Raw genomic sequence first — 17,706 nt, forward strand, 5'->3', positions numbered from 1 at the left:
CGCAGCTTCGGTCAAGGAGCAAGCTATGGCTGGAATGAAGGAAATTCGCGGCAAGATCAAGAGCGTGCAGAACACGCGCAAGATCACGAAGGCGATGGAGATGGTGGCCGCATCGAAGATGCGCCGCGCGCAGGAACGCATGCGCGCCGCTCGTCCTTACGCGGACAAGGTCCGTGCCATCGCCGCGCACATGAGCCGCGCGAACCCGGAGTACCGCCACCCGTTCATGGTGGCAAACGACGGCGCGAACACGGCCGGCATCATCCTCGTCACGACGGACAAGGGTCTGTGCGGCGGGCTGAACACCAACGTGCTGCGTGCGACGGTGCAGAAGTTCAAGGAGCTGGAAGAGAAGGGCCAGAAGGTCGAAGCCACGGCGATCGGCAGCAAGGGCCTCGGTTTCCTGAACCGCTTCGGCGCGAAGGTGATGTCGCAGGTCGTGCACCTCGGCGACACCCCGCATCTGGACAAGCTGATCGGCGCAGTGAAGACGCAGCTCGACCTGTATTCGGAAGGCAAGCTGTCGGCGGTTTATATCGCTTACACGCGCTTCGTCAACACGATGAAGCAGGAAGCCGTGATCGAGCAGCTGCTGCCGCTGTCGTCGGAACACTTCGAAGCCGATGACGGTACGCCGGCTACGTCGTGGGACTACATCTACGAGCCGGACGCGCAGGCAGTCGTCGACGAACTGCTCGTGCGTTACGTCGAGGCGCTGGTGTACCAGGCCGTCGCTGAAAACATGGCGTCCGAGCAATCGGCGCGGATGGTCGCGATGAAGGCCGCGTCCGACAACGCGAAGACGGTGATCAGCGAACTGCAGCTCGTATACAACAAGAGCCGCCAGGCCGCGATTACGAAAGAACTGTCGGAGATCGTCGGCGGCGCAGCTGCTGTTTAAGCGCGCGCCACGGACGACAACTGCGCCTTTGCGCGAGTAAAGAATCAGGTATTTAAAGGAAAAGCGATGAGTACTGCTGCTTTGGTAGAAGGCAAGATCGTACAGTGCATCGGCGCCGTTATCGACGTGGAATTCCCGCGCGACAGCATGCCGAAGATCTACGACGCGCTCATTCTCGATGGCTCGGAACTGACGCTCGAAGTCCAGCAGCAGCTGGGCGACGGCGTTGTCCGTACCATCTGTCTGGGTGCATCCGACGGCCTGCGCCGCGGTCTGACCGTGAAGAACACGGCAAATCCGATTTCGGTGCCGGTCGGCAAGCCGACCCTCGGTCGTATCATGGACGTGCTCGGCCGTCCGATCGACGAAGCCGGCCCGATCGTGAGCGAACACACGCGTTCGATCCACCAGAAGGCTCCGGCGTTCGACGAACTGTCGCCGTCGACCGAACTGCTCGAAACGGGTATCAAGGTTATCGACCTGATCTGCCCGTTCGCAAAGGGCGGCAAGGTTGGCCTGTTCGGCGGTGCTGGCGTGGGCAAGACCGTCAACATGATGGAGCTCATCAACAACATCGCGAAGGAACACGGCGGTTACTCCGTGTTCGCGGGCGTGGGCGAGCGTACCCGTGAAGGGAACGACTTCTACCACGAAATGAAGGACTCGAACGTTCTCGACAAGGTCGCGCTGGTGTACGGCCAGATGAACGAGCCGCCGGGCAACCGTCTGCGCGTTGCGCTGACCGGCCTGACGATGGCCGAGCACTTCCGTGACGAAGGTCTCGACGTGCTGTTCTTCGTCGACAACATCTACCGTTTCACGCTGGCCGGTACCGAAGTGTCGGCACTGCTCGGCCGTATGCCGTCGGCAGTGGGCTATCAGCCGACGCTGGCTGAAGAAATGGGCAAGCTGCAGGAACGCATCACGTCGACCAAGAAGGGCTCGATTACGTCGGTTCAGGCCGTGTACGTCCCTGCGGACGACTTGACCGACCCGTCGCCGGCAACCACCTTCGGCCACCTGGACGCAACCGTCGTTCTGTCGCGTGACATCGCTTCGCTGGGTATCTACCCGGCGGTCGACCCGCTCGACTCGACGTCGCGCCAGATCGACCCGAACGTGATCGGTGAAGAGCACTACTCGATCACCCGTCGCGTTCAGCAGACGCTGCAGCGCTACAAGGAACTGCGCGACATCATCGCGATTCTGGGTATGGACGAACTGTCGCCGGAAGACAAGCTGTCGGTCGCGCGCGCTCGTAAGATCCAGCGTTTCCTGTCGCAGCCGTTCCACGTCGCTGAAGTGTTCACGGGCTCGCCGGGCAAGTACGTGCCGCTGAAGGAAACGATCCGTGGCTTCAAGATGATCGTCGACGGCGAGTGCGACCACCTGCCGGAACAGGCGTTCTACATGGTCGGCACGATCGACGAAGCCTTCGAAAAGGCCAAGAAGATCCAGTAAAGGTCGGGTGTAACGCAGCGGGCGCCCGTGCGTTCGTGAAGGATGTCTCGATGGCATCCTTTCACGGACGGGCGCCCACGTAATACGCTCAACCAGGAGTCGATATGGCAACCATCAAAGTAGACGTCGTCAGCGCGGAAGAGCAGATCTTCTCGGGCGAGGCGAAATTCGTCGCGCTGCCGGGCGAAACGGGTGAGCTGGGTATTCTGCCGGGTCACACGCCGCTGATCACGCGGATTCGTCCGGGTGCGGTGCGCATCGAAGTCGAGGGCGGCAACGACGAATTCGTGTTCGTCGCAGGCGGCATTCTCGAAGTGCAGCCGGGCGCCGTGACGGTGCTCGCCGATACCGCGATCCGCGGCAAGGACCTCGACGCGGCGAAAGCCGAGGAAGCGCGCAAGCGTGCCGAGGAAACGCTGCAGAACGCGAAGTCGGACCTCGACCTCGCAAAGGCGCAATCGGAGCTCGCGACCGCGATGGCGCAGCTCGAAGCGATCCAGCGTCTGGCGAAGATTCGCAGCCGGCACTGAGCCGCGCGCGCGTATCCCGCGAAAGAAAGCAGCCTTCGGGCTGCTTTTTTTTCGTCCGTCGTTTTCGTCGGTTTTTTGCGGGCCGGATCGTATCGTCCGGTCGTGCTATTTCATCCGCCCGCCGCGATTTGATGTCAGAGTGTCGTCAGCAGAACGCGGCATCATCCGCGCAGAGGCAGTCCGCCGCGATCGTGGCGGAGCAGGCGCGCGCGTCAGCCGCGTGCTGAGCCGATCAGACAAAAACGGACGGAGACATCGATGGCAGCAGACCTTGGCAAGGGGGCGCTGATCGCGCCCGAAAACGGACTGTCGTACGTGCGCGGCGCGACCGACGTGCCGCTATCCGAAGCGACGATCAGCCGGTTCCTGCTCGACACGGCGGGCCGCTTTCCCGATCGCCCGGCCGTCGTGTTCCGCGAACAGCAGGTGCGCTGGACCTGGCGCGCGTTCGCGCACGAGGTCGACGTGCTCGCGGCGGGCCTCGCCGCGCTCGGGATCGTGAAGGGCGACTGCGTCGGCATCTGGTCGCCGAACCGCAGCGAATGGCTGCTCACGCAATTCGCGACCGCGCGCATCGGCGCAGTCCTCGTCAACATCAACCCGGCCTACCGGCTTGCGGAACTCGAATACGCGCTGAACAAGGTCGGCTGCAAGGCCGTGATCGCGGCCGAGCGCTTCAAGACGTCGGCGTACGTCGAGATGCTGCAGACGATCGCGCCGGAGCTCGCGGGCGCGACGCCGGGCGACCTGCATGCGGCACGCGTGCCGAGCCTGCGCACGGTCGTGTCGATGGGCGAGGTCGCGCCGGCCGGCATGTTCCGCTTCGCGGACGTGATGGCGCGCGGCCGCGACACGCTCGATGTCGCGCGGCTCGACGCAACCGGCGCGACACTCGCGGCCACCGATCCGATCAACATCCAGTTCACGAGCGGCACGACCGGCAGCCCGAAGGGCGCGACGCTCACGCACCGCAACGTCGTCAACAACGCGCGCTCGATCGCGATGGCGATGCGCTTCACCGAGCAGGATTCGCTCTGCATCCCGGTGCCACTGTATCACTGCTTCGGGATGGTGCTGGCCGTGCTCGCGTGCGTGTCGAAGGGCGCGGCGATGGTGTTCCCCGGCGAGGCGTTCGATCCGGTCGCGACGCTCGCGGCCGTCGCCGAGGAGCGCTGTACCGCGCTGCACGGTGTGCCGACGATGTTCATCGCGGAGCTCGATCATCCGGACTTCGCGAAGTTCGACCTGTCGACGCTGCGCACCGGGATCATGGCCGGCTCGCCGTGCCCGATCGAGACGATGAAGCGCGTCGTGTCGCAGATGCATCTGTCCGAGATCACGATCGCGTACGGAATGACGGAGACGAGCCCCGTGTCGTTCCAGAGCTCGACCGACGACCCGCTCGAGAAGCGCACGACGACGGTCGGCCGCATCCAGCCGCACCTGGAGGTGAAGATCGTCGACCCAACCGGCGAGATCGTGCCGGTCGGCGCGACGGGCGAGCTGTGCACGAAGGGTTACTCGGTGATGCTCGGCTACTGGGACGACGAAGCGAAGACGCGCGAGGTGCTGGTCGACGGCTGGATGCATACGGGCGACCTCGCGACGCTCGACGCCGACGGCTACTGCAACATCGTCGGCCGGCTGAAGGACATGGTGATTCGCGGCGGCGAGAACGTGTATCCGCGCGAGATCGAGGAATTCCTGTTCAGGCATCCGAAGATTCAGAGCGCGCAGGTGTTCGGCGTGCCCGACGCGAAATACGGCGAGGAGCTGTGCGCGTGGATCGTGCTGCGCGCGAACGAGCAGATGACCGAGGATGACGTGCGCGCGTTCTGTAGCGGCCAGATCGCGCACTACAAGATTCCGCGCTACATCCGCTTCGTCGACGAGCTGCCGATGACGGTGACGGGCAAGGTGCAGAAATTCGTGATGCGCGAACGGATGATCGACGAACTGAAGCTCGACGTGCAGAAGACCGCTTGATACGAGCAAGCGGCCCGGCGGCGGGACGAACGCGGCGGCCTGCGGGCCGTTGCGTTTTCGATGGACGAAAAAAAGCGGGCTTATTAGCCCGCTAAAAACCACACGCTACGGGGTTAGCGCGAGGAGACCAAAGATGAAACCGAGTCCGGCGGGAGCCGGAAACGACTCCAACAGGGATGCCCCTCGGAAGGGCTTCGGTACGTGACCGACTGGCTCGCAGCGCTTCGCGTCCGCTCACACTTGGCACACGAGACCGCATCCGTGTTGAAACCGTTGAGCCCATTGTGGGCGAATTAATGATCCCTCACGGTAACAAAGTGTTTCAGGTTGTAACGCCCGCCAGATAAGGCTTTCCGGGATTTTTTTCTGTTTTCGGGGTCCTGAAGAAGGTCATATTTACTCGTCATTTCCGCAGAGTTTTCATCGGGTGCGCATAATGCGTTTTTCATGCGTATCGGCGTCGATGAAATGCCGATTTACACGCCGGAATGTGCATCGCGCGGCAGATACCGCACATGACGATTCATTCGTCGGAAAGATTTTGAAACGTGATTGAGGCACGCGATAGTCGGCCATTCGGCCGGTTTTCGCGATTTCACGCCGGCCACGCGCCACGCCGATGTGTAACGGCGGGGTGCCCGGCCGGCGGCGGCAACGGGTCCACGTCGTTATCGGACGCCCGTTCCGCAAGCGATCGTGCTCACTTCAGCCACTTGTCGGAGATCGCCTGGTATTCGCCGGACGATAGCGCCAGATGCAGCCACTGGTCGACGTACTGCTGGAAGACGACGTCGCCGCGCGGCACCATGTACGCCTTTTCGCCGAACTGGAACGGCTTGTCCGGATGCACGGAGCACAGGCCCGGATTCAGCTTTTGCTGCAGCAGCGTCTCGGACGCATCCGTCACCATGACGTCCGCCTTGCCCGCGAGGATCTGCTTGAAGATCGTCACGTTGTCCGGATAGACGCTCAGGTTCGCATGCGTGAAGAACTGCTTCGCGAAGCGCTCGTTGGTGCCGCCCGGGTTCACGATCACGCGGGTCTCGGGCCGGTCGATCTGCGCGACGGTCTGGTACTTGTCGGCGTCCGCGCAGCGCACGATCGGCGTCTTGCCGTCGACCACGTACGGCTGCGTGAAGAACACGCGCTTCTGGCGCTCGAGTGTCGTTGACACGCCGCCCACCGCGACATCGCACTTCGCGACGAAGTCGTTGGTGAGGTTCGACCAGCTCGTCTTCACGAACTCGGCCTTCACGCCGAGCGATTTCGCGAGCGACTCGGCCATGTCGATGTCGATGCCCTCGAAGCGGCCGTCCGCGCGGTAGTACGAATACGGCTTGTAGTCGCCCGTCGTGCACACGCGCAGCGTGCCGCGTGCGACTACGTCGTCGAGCCGCGAGCCGACGGCCGCGGTGGTCGGGGCCGCCGTCGTGGTCGTACCCTGCGCGTGCGCGGCGGCGCAGCAAAGCATGGCAGCGGCGAGCGTGGCCAGCGTGGCGAATGTCTTCATCGGTCTCCTCCTTCGGTCGGTTCGATATCAGCGTCCGATCATAACGGAGCCATCGCGCGCGTCATATGGCCGCCATCGCATCGGCATACGCAGCCGTCCGGCCGCGCTCCGGTAAAATGCCGCTTTGCCTTCGCTCGTCGCTCCTACCGTGGCCCATACCCTGCTCAACGACACCTTCCTGCGTGCGCTTCTGCGCGAGCCGACCGACTACACGCCGATCTGGCTGATGCGTCAGGCCGGCCGCTATCTGCCCGAATACAACGCGACGCGCGCGCGCGCCGGCAGCTTCCTCGGCCTCGCGAAGAATCCCGACTACGCGACCGAAGTGACGCTGCAGCCGCTCGAGCGCTTCCCGCTCGACGCCGCGATCCTGTTCTCGGACATCCTGACGATTCCCGACGCGATGGGCCTCGGCCTCGACTTTCAGGTCGGCGAAGGGCCGAAGTTCGCGCATCCGGTGCGCACCGAGGCCGACGTCGCGAAGCTCGCGGTGCCGGACATCGAGGAGACGCTCGGTTACGTGACGGGCGCCGTGCGCGAGATCCGCCGCGCGCTGACCGACGGCCAGGGCCGCCAGCGCGTGCCGCTGATCGGCTTCTCGGGCAGCCCGTGGACGCTCGCGTGCTACATGGTCGAAGGCGGCGGGTCGGACGATTTCCGCACGGTGAAGTCGATGGCGTATTCGCGCCCCGACCTGATGCACCGGATCCTCGACGTGAACGCGCAGGCCGTGGCCGCGTACCTGAACGCGCAGATCGAAGCCGGCGCGCAGGCCGTGATGATCTTCGATACGTGGGGCGGCGCACTCGCCGACGGCGCATATCAGCGCTTCTCGCTGGACTACATCCGTCGCGTGGTCGCGCAACTGAAGCGCGAGCACGACGGCGAGCGCGTGCCGGTGATCACGTTCACGAAGGGCGGTGGCCTGTGGCTCGAGGAAATCGCGGCGACCGGCGTCGACGCGGTCGGCCTCGACTGGACGGTCAATCTCGGCGCCGCGCGCGAACGCGTCGCCGGGCGCGTCGCGCTGCAGGGCAACCTCGACCCGACGATCCTGTTTGCGCCGCCGGCCGTGGTGCGCGAGCAGGCGCGTGCGGTGCTCGACAGCTACGGCAATCACCCCGGTCACGTATTCAACCTCGGCCACGGCATTTCGCAGTTCACGTCGCCCGACCACGTCGCCGAGCTCGTCGACGAAGTGCACACCCACAGCCGCAAGATCCGTAGCGGATCGGTCGGCTAAGCGCAAGCGCTGCCATGCTGCACTGCGGGGTGGCGGCGTTTCGCTGTCGGCGCTAAACAGGGCGCAACCCCGCACCGGTTGCCGATTCAAGGCTTGTCAAGACTTGACTTATGCACATTTTCCACGTTGCAGCGCGGTAGAGCCCTGTATCGGTCGAAATGTCTCGCTATGGTTCCGTAATTTGAATAGCAGCCTTATGGAATAAGGCTCCGCGGGGCGCGGCCGACGGCGGCCGAAAACAGCGGGAAGCACGGCCCCGCGCGCTTCGCGGCTGTTGAACGGCGAGTTCTCAACAAAGTTATCCACAGGCTGGTCAGGGTATACGGCGATTCCTAATGCGAATCCAAAACTTAGCGCCGAATCTGAAGTTTTACTTTAAGTTCGCCACCGTGGCGCGGACCCGGGTGCAATTCGCCGGTGCGCCCCGTGCTGTCGCCGGAGCGCGGTGATGGGCGGCACCTACCTCAGGGTCGCCCTCGACCATCCGCTCGCCACCCTGTTCGACTACCGCTGCGACGTCCAGCCGGCGCCTGAGCCCGGCACCCTGGTGCAGGTGCCGTTCGGCAAGCGGCAGGTTGTCGGCCTCGTCTGCGAAGTGACGACTCACACCGACGTGCCGCCGTCCCGGTTGCGGGCGATCGACGCGATCTGTACCGAGCTGCCGCCGCTCGCGCCGGATTGGCTCGCGCTCGTGTCGTTCGCGGCCGACTATTACCAGCGCGGTCGCGGCGAAGTCGCGCTGCCGGCGTTGCCGCAGGCGCTGCGCGACGCGGAGCGCTGGGGCCGGCTGCTGGCGCCCGAGGTGCGCTACCGGCTGACCGAAGCCGGCCGCGCGGCGCTGCCCGACGCACTGCCGGCGCGCGGGGCCGCGCTGCGGCGGCTCGCGCAGGCGCTCGCCGACACCGATTCGATGACGTTGCCCGATGCGCGTGCGTTGCATCCGAAGGCCGCCGCCACGCTCGACGACTGGGCGGCGCGCGGCTGGGTCGCCATCGAGGAAATCGGCTGGGCCGACGCGCCTGTGCCCAAAGCTGTGGATAACCTGTCGACAACCAGTGGACGAACTGTGCCGCCGGCGCTCACCGACCAGCAGGCGGAGGCGCTCGATGCGATCCGCGCCGCGCAGGGCTTCGCGCCGTTCCTGCTGCATGGCGTGACCGGAAGCGGCAAGACCGAGGTCTATCTGCATGCGCTCGCCGCGCTGCTCGATGCACGGCCCGATGCGCAGGCGCTCGTGCTCGTGCCCGAAATCAACCTGACGCCGCAGTTCGAGGCCGCGTTCCGCGCACGCTTCGCGGGCACGCTCGCCGACGACGCGATCGTCACGCTGCATAGCGGGCTCGCCGAGGGCGAGCGTGCGCGCAACTGGCTCGCCGCGCACACGGGCCGCGCGCGGATCGTGCTCGGCACGCGGCTCGCGGTGCTTGCTTCGCTGCCGACGCTCGCACTGATCGTCGTCGACGAGGAGCACGAGCCCGCGTACAAGCAGCAGGAAGGGCTGCGCTATTCGGCGCGCGATCTTGCCGTGTGGCGCGCGAAGCATCTCGGCATTCCGGTCGTGCTCGGCTCGGCGACGCCTTCGCTCGAGAGCTGGTGGCAGGCCGATCAGGGCCGCTACACGCGGCTCACGCTGTCGCGCCGCGCGGTAGCCGACGCGACGCTGCCGACCGTGCGGCTGATCGATCTCGAAGAGGAGCGGCGGCGCGGGCGCGCGTCGATGGGCGGGCTGTCGGGGCCGCTCGTCGCGGCGTTGAAGGCGCGGCTCGAGCGCGGCGAGCAGAGCCTCGTGTTCCTGAACCGGCGCGGCTACGCGCCGCAGCTCGCGTGCGACGCGTGCGGCTGGGTCGCCGGTTGCCCGCGCTGCAGCGCCTACGTCGTGCTGCACAAGCCCGAGCATGCACTGCGCTGCCATCACTGCGGCTGGGAAGCGCGCATTCCGCGGTCGTGCCCGGAATGCGGGAACGTCGATATCGCGCCGCTCGGGCGCGGCACGCAGCGCATCGAGGAGGCGCTCGCCGAGGCCGTGCCGGGCGCACGGATATTGCGGATCGACGCGGACAGCACGCGACGCAAGGGCAGTGCGCAGGCGCTGTTCTCGGACGTGCACGCCGGTGAAGTCGACATCCTGGTCGGCACGCAGATGATCGCGAAGGGGCACGACTTCCAGCGCGTGTCGCTCGTCGGCGTGCTCAATGCCGACACCGCGCTGTTCTCGCACGACTTCCGCGCGAGCGAGCGGCTGTTCGCGCAGCTGATGCAGGTGAGCGGCCGCGCGGGGCGCGCCGGACTGCCGGGCGAGGTGCTCGTGCAGACGCGTTACCTGCGTCACGCGCTGTATCACGCGCTCGGCCGGCAGGATTACGTCGGCTTCGCGAATTCGACGCTCGGCGAGCGCCGCGACGCGCACCTGCCGCCGTTCGTCTACCAGGCGCTGCTGCGCGCCGAAGGACGCACGCTCGATGCGGCGCTCGCGTTCCTGCTGCAGGCCGCGGCCGCGTTGCCGGGGCTGCCGGGCGCCGATCGCGTGACCGTCTACGACGCGGTGCCGATGACGATCGTCAAGGTCGCGAACGTCCACCGCGCGCAGTTATTGCTCGAAAGCGCGTCGCGGGCGGCACTGCAGCATGCGCTGCGCGCATGGCAGCCGGAGCTGTGTGCGCTGAAGGGCGTGCTGCGGTGGAGCGTCGAGGTCGATCCGCTGGATATCTGAGCGCTGCGCGCGCGGCCGCCACACCGCTCGCCGATACCGAGCCGGCCGGAACCGGCGACCTGCGTGATCCGCCTGCCGGCCAGTCCCACACCCGCCTGAATTCCCTGCCACCTCGCACAGTGCAACCCGCTTTTCCCCTCGGTGGTGCACGCCGAGGGTTGCCCACGCGCGCCAACTCGCCCCGATCAGGGAAAACACCGATCCGCCGACCACGGGCAACCCCTAGGTTGCAACTTCATAAGTGGCTGATTATATTGAGTAACTTGAAGGTGCAACCTATCCATCAATTCGGTTGCACCTTTTTATTGCGTGCCGTAGGATTTCGCGCATCCTCTCACACCACATCGCCGGGCTCGCACCGGCGCACGAACCCACCATGGCAAGCACGACTCTCGGCGTCAAAGTCGACGACCTTCTCCGCTCGCGCCTGAAAGACGCGGCAGCGCGTCTCGAGCGCACTCCCCACTGGCTGATCAAGCAGGCGATCTTCGCGTATCTCGAGCGGATCGAACACGGCCAGCTGCCGCCTGAACTGTCGGGCAACAGCGGCGTGACGGAGCTCGCCGACGGCCAGGCGACGGACGGCGACGACGACAACTCGCCGCATCCGTTCCTCGAGTTCGCGCAGAACGTGCAGCCGCAATCGGTGCTGCGCGCGGCGATCACGGCCGCGTATCGCCGCCCCGAGCCGGAATGCGTGCCGTTCCTGCTGGGCCAGGCGCGCCTGCCCGCGAACCTGCAGGCCGACGTGCAGACGCTCGCGACGCAGCTCGTCGAGGCGCTGCGCGAGAAGAGCTCGGGCGGCGGCGTCGAGGGGCTGATCCACGAGTTCTCGCTGTCGAGCCAGGAAGGCGTCGCGCTGATGTGTCTGGCCGAAGCGCTGCTGCGCATTCCCGATCGCGCGACGCGCGATGCGCTGATCCGCGACAAGATCAGCAAGGGCGACTGGCGCTCGCACGTCGGCCACGCGCCGTCGCTGTTCGTGAACGCGGCGACCTGGGGCCTGATGATCACCGGCAAGCTCGTGACGACCAATAGCGAAGCGGGCCTGTCGTCGGCGCTCACGCGCCTGATCGGCCGCGGCGGCGAGCCGCTGATCCGCAAGGGCGTCGACATGGCGATGCGTCTGATGGGCGAGCAGTTCGTTACCGGCGAGACGATTTCCGAAGCGCTCGCGAACAGCCGCAAGTACGAAGCGCGCGGCTTCCGCTACTCGTACGACATGCTCGGCGAAGCGGCGACGACCGAAGAGGACGCGCAGCGCTACTACGCGTCGTACGAGCAGGCGATCCACGCGATCGGCAAGGCCGCCGGCGGCCGCGGCATCTACGAAGGCCCGGGCATCTCGATCAAGCTGTCGGCGCTGCACGCGCGCTACTCGCGCTCGCAGCAGGACCGCACGATGAGCGAGCTGCTGCCGCGCGTGCGTGCGCTCGCGCTGCTCGCGCGCCGCTACGACATCGGCCTGAACATCGACGCGGAAGAAGCGGATCGCCTCGAAATCTCGCTCGACTTGCTCGAAGCGCTCTGCTTCGATCCGGAGCTGGCCGGCTGGAACGGCATCGGCTTCGTCGTGCAGGGCTACCAGAAGCGTTGCCCGTTCGTGATCGACTACCTGATCGACCTCGCGCGCCGCAGCCGTCACCGCCTGATGATCCGCCTCGTCAAGGGCGCGTACTGGGATACCGAAATCAAGCGTGCGCAGGTCGACGGCCTCGAAGGCTATCCGGTCTACACGCGCAAGATCTATACGGACGTGTCGTACCTCGCGTGCGCGAAGAAGCTGCTCGCGGCACCCGACGCCGTCTACCCGCAATTCGCGACGCACAACGCGTACACGCTGGCCGCGATCTATCACCTGGCCGGCCAGAACTACTACCCCGGCCAGTACGAATTCCAGTGCCTGCACGGGATGGGCGAACCGCTGTACGAGGAAGTCACGGGCCGCGACAAGCTGAACCGTCCGTGCCGCGTGTATGCGCCGGTCGGCACGCATGAAACGCTGCTCGCGTACCTCGTGCGCCGCCTGCTGGAGAACGGCGCGAACACGTCCTTCGTGAACCGCATCGCCGACAAGACGGTGTCGGTGAAGGAACTGGTCGCCGATCCGGTCGACGAGGCATCGAAGGTCGTGCCGCTCGGCGCGCCGCACGCGAAGATCCCGCTGCCGCGCAACCTCTACGGCGACGAGCGTCCCAACTCGATGGGCCTCGACCTGTCGAACGAACATCGTCTCGCGTCGCTGTCGTCCGCGCTGCTCGCGAGCGCGCACCATCCGTGGCGCGCGGCGCCGATGCTCGCCGACGACGCGCTCGCCGACGCCCCGGCGCGCGACGTGCGCAACCCGGCCGACCAGCGCGACCTGGTCGGCACCGTCAGCGAAGCGACGGCCGAACACGTGAGCGCGGCGCTCGCGCACGCGGTGGCCGCCGCGCCGATCTGGCAGGCGACGCCCGTCGATGCACGCGCCGACTGCCTGGTGCGCGCGGCCGACCTGCTCGAAGCGCAGATGCACACGCTGATGGGCCTGATCGTGCGCGAAGCCGGCAAGTCGCTGCCGAACGCGATCGCCGAAATTCGCGAAGCCGTCGACTTCCTGCGCTACTACGCGGCGCAGATCCGCGACGAATTCTCGAACGACACGCACCGCCCGCTCGGCCCCGTGGTCTGTATCAGCCCGTGGAACTTCCCGCTCGCGATCTTCATGGGCCAGGTGGCGGCCGCGCTCGCGGCCGGCAACACGGTGCTCGCGAAGCCGGCCGAACAGACGCCGCTGATCGCCGCCCAGGCCGTACGCCTGCTGCGCGAGGCCGGCGTGCCGGCTGGCGCGGTGCAGCTGCTGCCGGGCACGGGCGAGACCGTCGGCGCGGCGCTGGTCGCCGATCCGCGCACGCGCGCGGTGATGTTCACCGGCTCGACCGAAGTCGCGCGCCTGATCAACAAGACGCTCGCCGCGCGCCTCGACCCGGACGGCAAGCCGATTCCGCTGATCGCGGAAACGGGCGGCCAGAACGCGATGATCGTCGACTCGTCGGCGCTCGCGGAGCAGGTCGTCGCGGACGTGATGCAGTCGTCGTTCGACTCGGCCGGTCAACGGTGTTCGGCGCTGCGCGTTCTGTGTCTGCAGGACGACGTCGCGGACCGCACGTTGACGATGCTCAAGGGCGCGATGCACGAGCTGGCGCTCGGCAACCCGGACCGGCTGTCGACCGACGTCGGCCCGGTGATCGACGCCGAAGCGAAGCAGACGATCGACACGCACGTCGCGGCGATGAAGGAGAAGGGCCACGCGGTCACGCAGCTGTCGTCGCCGGAAGCCTGCGCACACGGCACGTTCGTGCCGCCGACGCTGATCGAGATCGGCAGCATCGACGAGCTGAAGCGTGAAGTGTTCGGCCCGGTGCTGCACGTCGTGCGCTATCGCCGCAGCCAGCTCGACAAGCTGCTCGAGCAGATCCGCGCGACGGGTTACGGCCTGACGCTCGGCATCCACACGCGGATCGACGAGACGATCGCGCACGTGATCTCGAACGCGCACGTCGGCAACATCTACGTGAACCGCAACGTGATCGGCGCGGTGGTCGGCGTGCAGCCGTTCGGCGGCGAAGGGCTGTCGGGCACGGGCCCGAAGGCCGGCGGCGCGCTGTACCTGCAGCGCCTGCTCGCGACGCGTCCGTCGGGCCTGCCGCGCTCGCTCGCGCAGATGCTGATCGCGGACGGCGCGGTCGAAGGCGACGCACGCGGCAACCCGGCGGCGGCGCTCACGACGCTGCGCGACTGGCTGATCGAGCAGCGCGAGCCGGCGCTGGCCGCACGCTGCGACGGCTATCTGGCGCAGGTGCCGGCCGGTGCGACCGCGGTGCTGACCGGGCCGACGGGCGAGCGAAACACGTATACACTCGGCCCGCGCGGCACGGTGCTGTGTGTCGCGGCCACGCCGGGCGGCGCGCGCGCGCAGTTCGCGGCGGTGCTGGCGACGGGCAACCGCGCGCTGTTCGCCGGCGCGGCGGGCGAGGCGCTGGTCGCTGCGCTGCCGGCGGCGCTGAAGGGGCATGCGGCCGTGCGCAAGCAGGCCGACGCGCCGTTCGATGCGGTGCTGTTCGAAGGCGACAGCGACGAACTGCAGACGCTCGTGAAGGACGTCGCGCAGCGACCGGGCCCGATCGTGTCGGTGCAGGGCGTGTCGGCGGGCGCGTTCGAGAACGGCGACGCGGAAGACTACGCGCTCGAGCGCCTGCTCACCGAGCGCTCGGTGAGCGTGAACACGGCCGCGGCGGGCGGCAATGCGAATTTGATGACGATCGGCTGACCATCCTTGCCGTTCGGATCAAACAAAGGAAGCGGCAAGGCGATCCCGAAGCCGCTCCATTTACCCTGGTACCAAGGAGATGCTATGCAACACACGATGAAAAAGCTGGCAGGCGCGACGTTCGTCGCCGTCATGTCGCTTGCGGGGACGGCCCATGCGGACGACGTGAAGATCGGTTACGCAGGGCCGATGACGGGCGCCCAGGCGCACTACGGCAAGGATATGCAGAACGGGATCGCGCTCGCGCTGGAAGACTTCAACGCGACGAACCCGAAGATCGGCGGCAAGGCGGTGAAGTTCGTGCTCGAGACGCAGGACGACCAGGCTGACCCGCGCACCGGCACGACGGTTGCGCAGAAGCTCGTCGACGACGGCATCAAGGGCATGCTCGGCCACTTCAACTCGGGCACGACGATTCCCGCATCGCGCATCTACGCAAACGCCGGCATTCCGGAAATCGCGATGGCGACGGCGCCGGAATACACGCAGCAGGGTTACAAGACGACCTTCCGCATGATGACGTCCGACACGCAGCAGGGCTCGGTGGCGGGCACCTTCGCGGCGAAGGATCTCGGCATGAAGAAGATCGCGATCGTCGACGACCGCACGGCCTACGGCCAGGGTCTCGCCGACCAGTTCGAGAAGGCCGCGAAGGCCGGCGGCGCGACGATCGTCGACCGTGAATTCACGAACGACAAGGCCGTCGACTTCAAGGCGATCCTGACGAAGCTGAAGGCGGCGAAGCCGGACCTCGTCTACTACGGCGGCGCGGATTCGCAGGCAGCGCCGATGGTCAAGCAGATGAAGACGCTCGGCATCGCCGCACCGCTGATGAGCGGCGAAATGGTGAAGACGCCGACGTTCCTGAAGATCGCGGGCAACGCGGCCGACGGCACGATCGCATCGCTGGCAGGCCTCCCGCTCGAGGAAATGCCGGGCGGCAAGGGCTACGCCGACAAGTACAAGAAGCGCTTCGGCGAAGACGTGCAGACGTACTCGCCGTACGCGTACGACGGCGCGATGGCGATGCTCAACGCGATGAAGAAGGCCGACTCGACCGATCCGGCGAAGTACCTGCCGGTGCTCGCGAAGACCGACATGGCCGGCGTCACGTCGTCGCACGTCGCGTACGACGCGAAGGGTGACCTGAAGAACGGCGGCATCACGATGTACAAGGTCGAGAAGGGCGAGTGGAAGCCGCTGAAGAGCATCGGCGGCAAGTAAGCATGGCGTGAGTCGCCGGCGGCGTCGAAGGGCGCCGTGCCGGGCATCATGTGAAGAAGCCACCGGGCCGTCGGGCCCGGTGGCTTTTTCTTTGCCGTCGGCGGTCGGTTCGGCGCCCGTCAGGCCGCGTATGCGCGCTGCAGCAGCGCGGCGACGTCGAGCGCGTGCGGATCGAAGCCGCCCGCGATGCGGCCCCAGTCGGGCGCGGCAAGCCGCGTCGCGATGAACGCGTCGGCGACGGCCGCGGGCGCGTCGCGCCGCAGCAGGCAGGCCTGCGCGACGAGCGCGAGCCGCTGCGCAAACACGCGGGCCGACGCCTCGAGCGTATCGGCCGGTGCCGCGAGCCTCGCGCGCAGCGCATCGAGCGCCGCGCGGATGCGGGGCTCGCCCGCGCAGAGGTCGGTCAGTTCGGCGAAGAGCGCCGCGGCCGCGTCGGGTTCGCGCGACACCGCGCGCAGCACGTCGAGGCACATCACGTTGCCGGAGCCTTCCCAGATCGAGTTGACCGGCGCTTCGCGGAACAGCCGCGCGATCGGGCCGTCGTCGACGTAGCCGTTGCCGCCGAACACTTCCATCACCTCGCCGGTCAGCTCGACCGCGCGCTTGCAGACCCAGAATTTCGCGGCGGGCGTGACGATCCGCTTCCACGCGCGTTCGCGCGGCGAGTCGTCGCGCTCGAACGCGTCGGCGAGACGCATCGCGAGCGCGAGCGCGGCTTCGCTTTCGAGCGCGAGATCGGCGAGCACGGTGCGCATCAGCGGCTGCTCGGCGAGCGCGCGGCCGAACGCATGACGCTGGCGCGTGTACGCGATCGCCTGCACGACGCCCTGGCGCAGCATCGCCGCGCTGCCGAGCACGCAGTTCAGCCGCGTGTACGTGGCCATCTCGATGATGGTCGGAATGCCGCGGCCTTCGTCGCCGAGCATGATGCCCCACGCATCGTTCAACTCGATCTCGCTGCTCGAGTTGCTGCGGTTGCCGACCTTGTTCTTCAGCCGCTGGATCTCGACCGCGTTCTTCGTCCCGTCGGGCCGCCAGCGCGGCACGTAGAAGCACGACGGGCCGCCGGCCGCGGTGCGCGCGACGACCAGGTGCGCGTCGCACATCGGCGCGGAGAAGAACCACTTGTGGCCGCGCAGCCGGTATTCGCCGCCGCGTCCGCCCGCGCCGACGGCGCTCGCCAGCGTCGTGTTCGCGCGCACGTCGGAGCCGCCCTGTTTCTCGGTCATGCCCATGCCGAACCAGATCGAGCGCTTGTCGGCGACCGGCACGTCGCGCGGATCGTAGTCGTCGCTGTACAGCTTGTCGCGCAGCAGGTCCCACAGCGCGGGTTCCTTCTGCAGCACCGGAATCGCGGCCTGCGTCATCGTCGCCGGGCACAGCGTGCCGGCCTCGATCTGGCCGTGCAGGTAGAAGCCGGCCGCGGTCGCGGCCCAGCGGCCCGGGCGCGTATCGCGGAACGCGAGCGACACGAAGCCCTCGTTGCGGTACATGCCGAGCAGCGTGTGCCACGCCGGATGGAAGTCGACGCAGTCGATGCGCCGGCCGCGCCGGTCGAACGCGTTCAGTTCCGGCGGGTGGCGGTTTGCTTCGTCGGCGAGCCGCGCGGTGTCGGCGCTGCCGAGCCGCGCGCCGTACGCGTCGAGCTGCGGCACGGCCCAGCCGGCGCCCGCGCGGGCGAGTGCCTCGCGCAGCGCGACGTCGGTGGCGAAGAGGTTATAGTCGACCAGTTCGTCGAACTGGTTCGTGATGGCATGGGTCGATTCGGTCATCGGGCTGTCTCCGGTCTCGTGCTTCGCGGTCTGCCGGTCAAACGCGTTTCCGCTGAATTT

The 17,706-nt window shown here is 67.0% G+C and carries 10 protein-coding genes; 8 read left to right on the forward strand and 2 right to left on the reverse strand.

Features of this window, described 5'->3' with window-relative positions:
* The first annotated feature begins 25 nt into the window (after positions 1 to 25).
* From atpG to DIE11_RS25365, 4 genes are all read left to right on the forward strand, one after another.
* The gene (gene atpG / locus DIE11_RS25350) at positions 26 to 901 is read left to right on the forward strand and encodes a F0F1 ATP synthase subunit gamma (protein WP_059602072.1); all 876 of its coding nucleotides are present in this window, start codon (positions 26 to 28) and stop codon (positions 899 to 901) included.
* Between the two features lie 66 nt (positions 902 to 967).
* A complete protein-coding gene (gene atpD, locus DIE11_RS25355) occupies positions 968 to 2,362 on the forward strand; it encodes a F0F1 ATP synthase subunit beta (RefSeq protein WP_034183838.1) in 1,395 nt (464 codons plus the stop codon).
* A 104-nt stretch (positions 2,363 to 2,466) separates the two neighbouring features.
* Entirely contained in the window at positions 2,467 to 2,892 is a 426-nt protein-coding gene (locus tag DIE11_RS25360) for a F0F1 ATP synthase subunit epsilon (protein WP_006477288.1), read from the forward strand.
* A 258-nt stretch (positions 2,893 to 3,150) separates the two neighbouring features.
* The gene (locus DIE11_RS25365) at positions 3,151 to 4,878 is read left to right on the forward strand and encodes an AMP-binding protein (protein ID WP_124627909.1); all 1,728 of its coding nucleotides are present in this window, start codon (positions 3,151 to 3,153) and stop codon (positions 4,876 to 4,878) included.
* A gap of 700 nt (positions 4,879 to 5,578) precedes the next feature.
* On the opposite strand, the gene DIE11_RS25375 is transcribed toward DIE11_RS25365, so the two are convergent.
* Positions 5,579 to 6,388, reverse strand: a complete 810-nt coding sequence (locus DIE11_RS25375) for a transporter substrate-binding domain-containing protein (protein ID WP_124627911.1) — start codon at positions 6,386 to 6,388, stop codon at positions 5,579 to 5,581.
* Positions 6,389 to 6,536: 148 nt separating this feature from the next.
* On the opposite strand from DIE11_RS25375, the gene hemE reads away from it, so the two are divergent.
* The 4 genes from hemE (at position 6,537) to DIE11_RS25395 (ending at position 15,874) form a co-directional block, all read left to right on the forward strand.
* Positions 6,537 to 7,631, forward strand: coding sequence for a uroporphyrinogen decarboxylase (hemE, locus tag DIE11_RS25380; RefSeq protein WP_124627913.1), 1,095 nt, complete (start codon positions 6,537 to 6,539; stop codon positions 7,629 to 7,631).
* 448 nt (positions 7,632 to 8,079) lie between these two features.
* Positions 8,080 to 10,341 (forward strand): primosomal protein N', encoded by a 2,262-nt coding sequence (locus DIE11_RS25385; RefSeq protein ID WP_124627915.1) that lies wholly within the window; start codon positions 8,080 to 8,082, stop codon positions 10,339 to 10,341.
* A 376-nt stretch (positions 10,342 to 10,717) separates the two neighbouring features.
* On the forward strand, positions 10,718 to 14,650 hold the full coding sequence (gene putA / locus DIE11_RS25390) for a trifunctional transcriptional regulator/proline dehydrogenase/L-glutamate gamma-semialdehyde dehydrogenase (protein ID WP_059602057.1): 3,933 nt from the start codon (positions 10,718 to 10,720) through the stop codon (positions 14,648 to 14,650).
* An 84-nt stretch (positions 14,651 to 14,734) separates the two neighbouring features.
* Positions 14,735 to 15,874 (forward strand): branched-chain amino acid ABC transporter substrate-binding protein, encoded by a 1,140-nt coding sequence (locus DIE11_RS25395; protein WP_124627917.1) that lies wholly within the window; start codon positions 14,735 to 14,737, stop codon positions 15,872 to 15,874.
* Between the two features lie 119 nt (positions 15,875 to 15,993).
* Here DIE11_RS25395 and DIE11_RS25400 read toward each other — a convergent pair whose 3' ends face one another.
* The gene (locus tag DIE11_RS25400; protein WP_124627919.1) at positions 15,994 to 17,646 is read right to left on the reverse strand and encodes an acyl-CoA dehydrogenase family protein; all 1,653 of its coding nucleotides are present in this window, start codon (positions 17,644 to 17,646) and stop codon (positions 15,994 to 15,996) included.
* Positions 17,647 to 17,706: the final 60 nt, after the last annotated feature.

It is taken from the genome of Burkholderia sp. Bp9012, from assembly GCF_003853825.1.
Classification (GTDB): domain Bacteria; phylum Pseudomonadota; class Gammaproteobacteria; order Burkholderiales; family Burkholderiaceae; genus Burkholderia; species Burkholderia diffusa.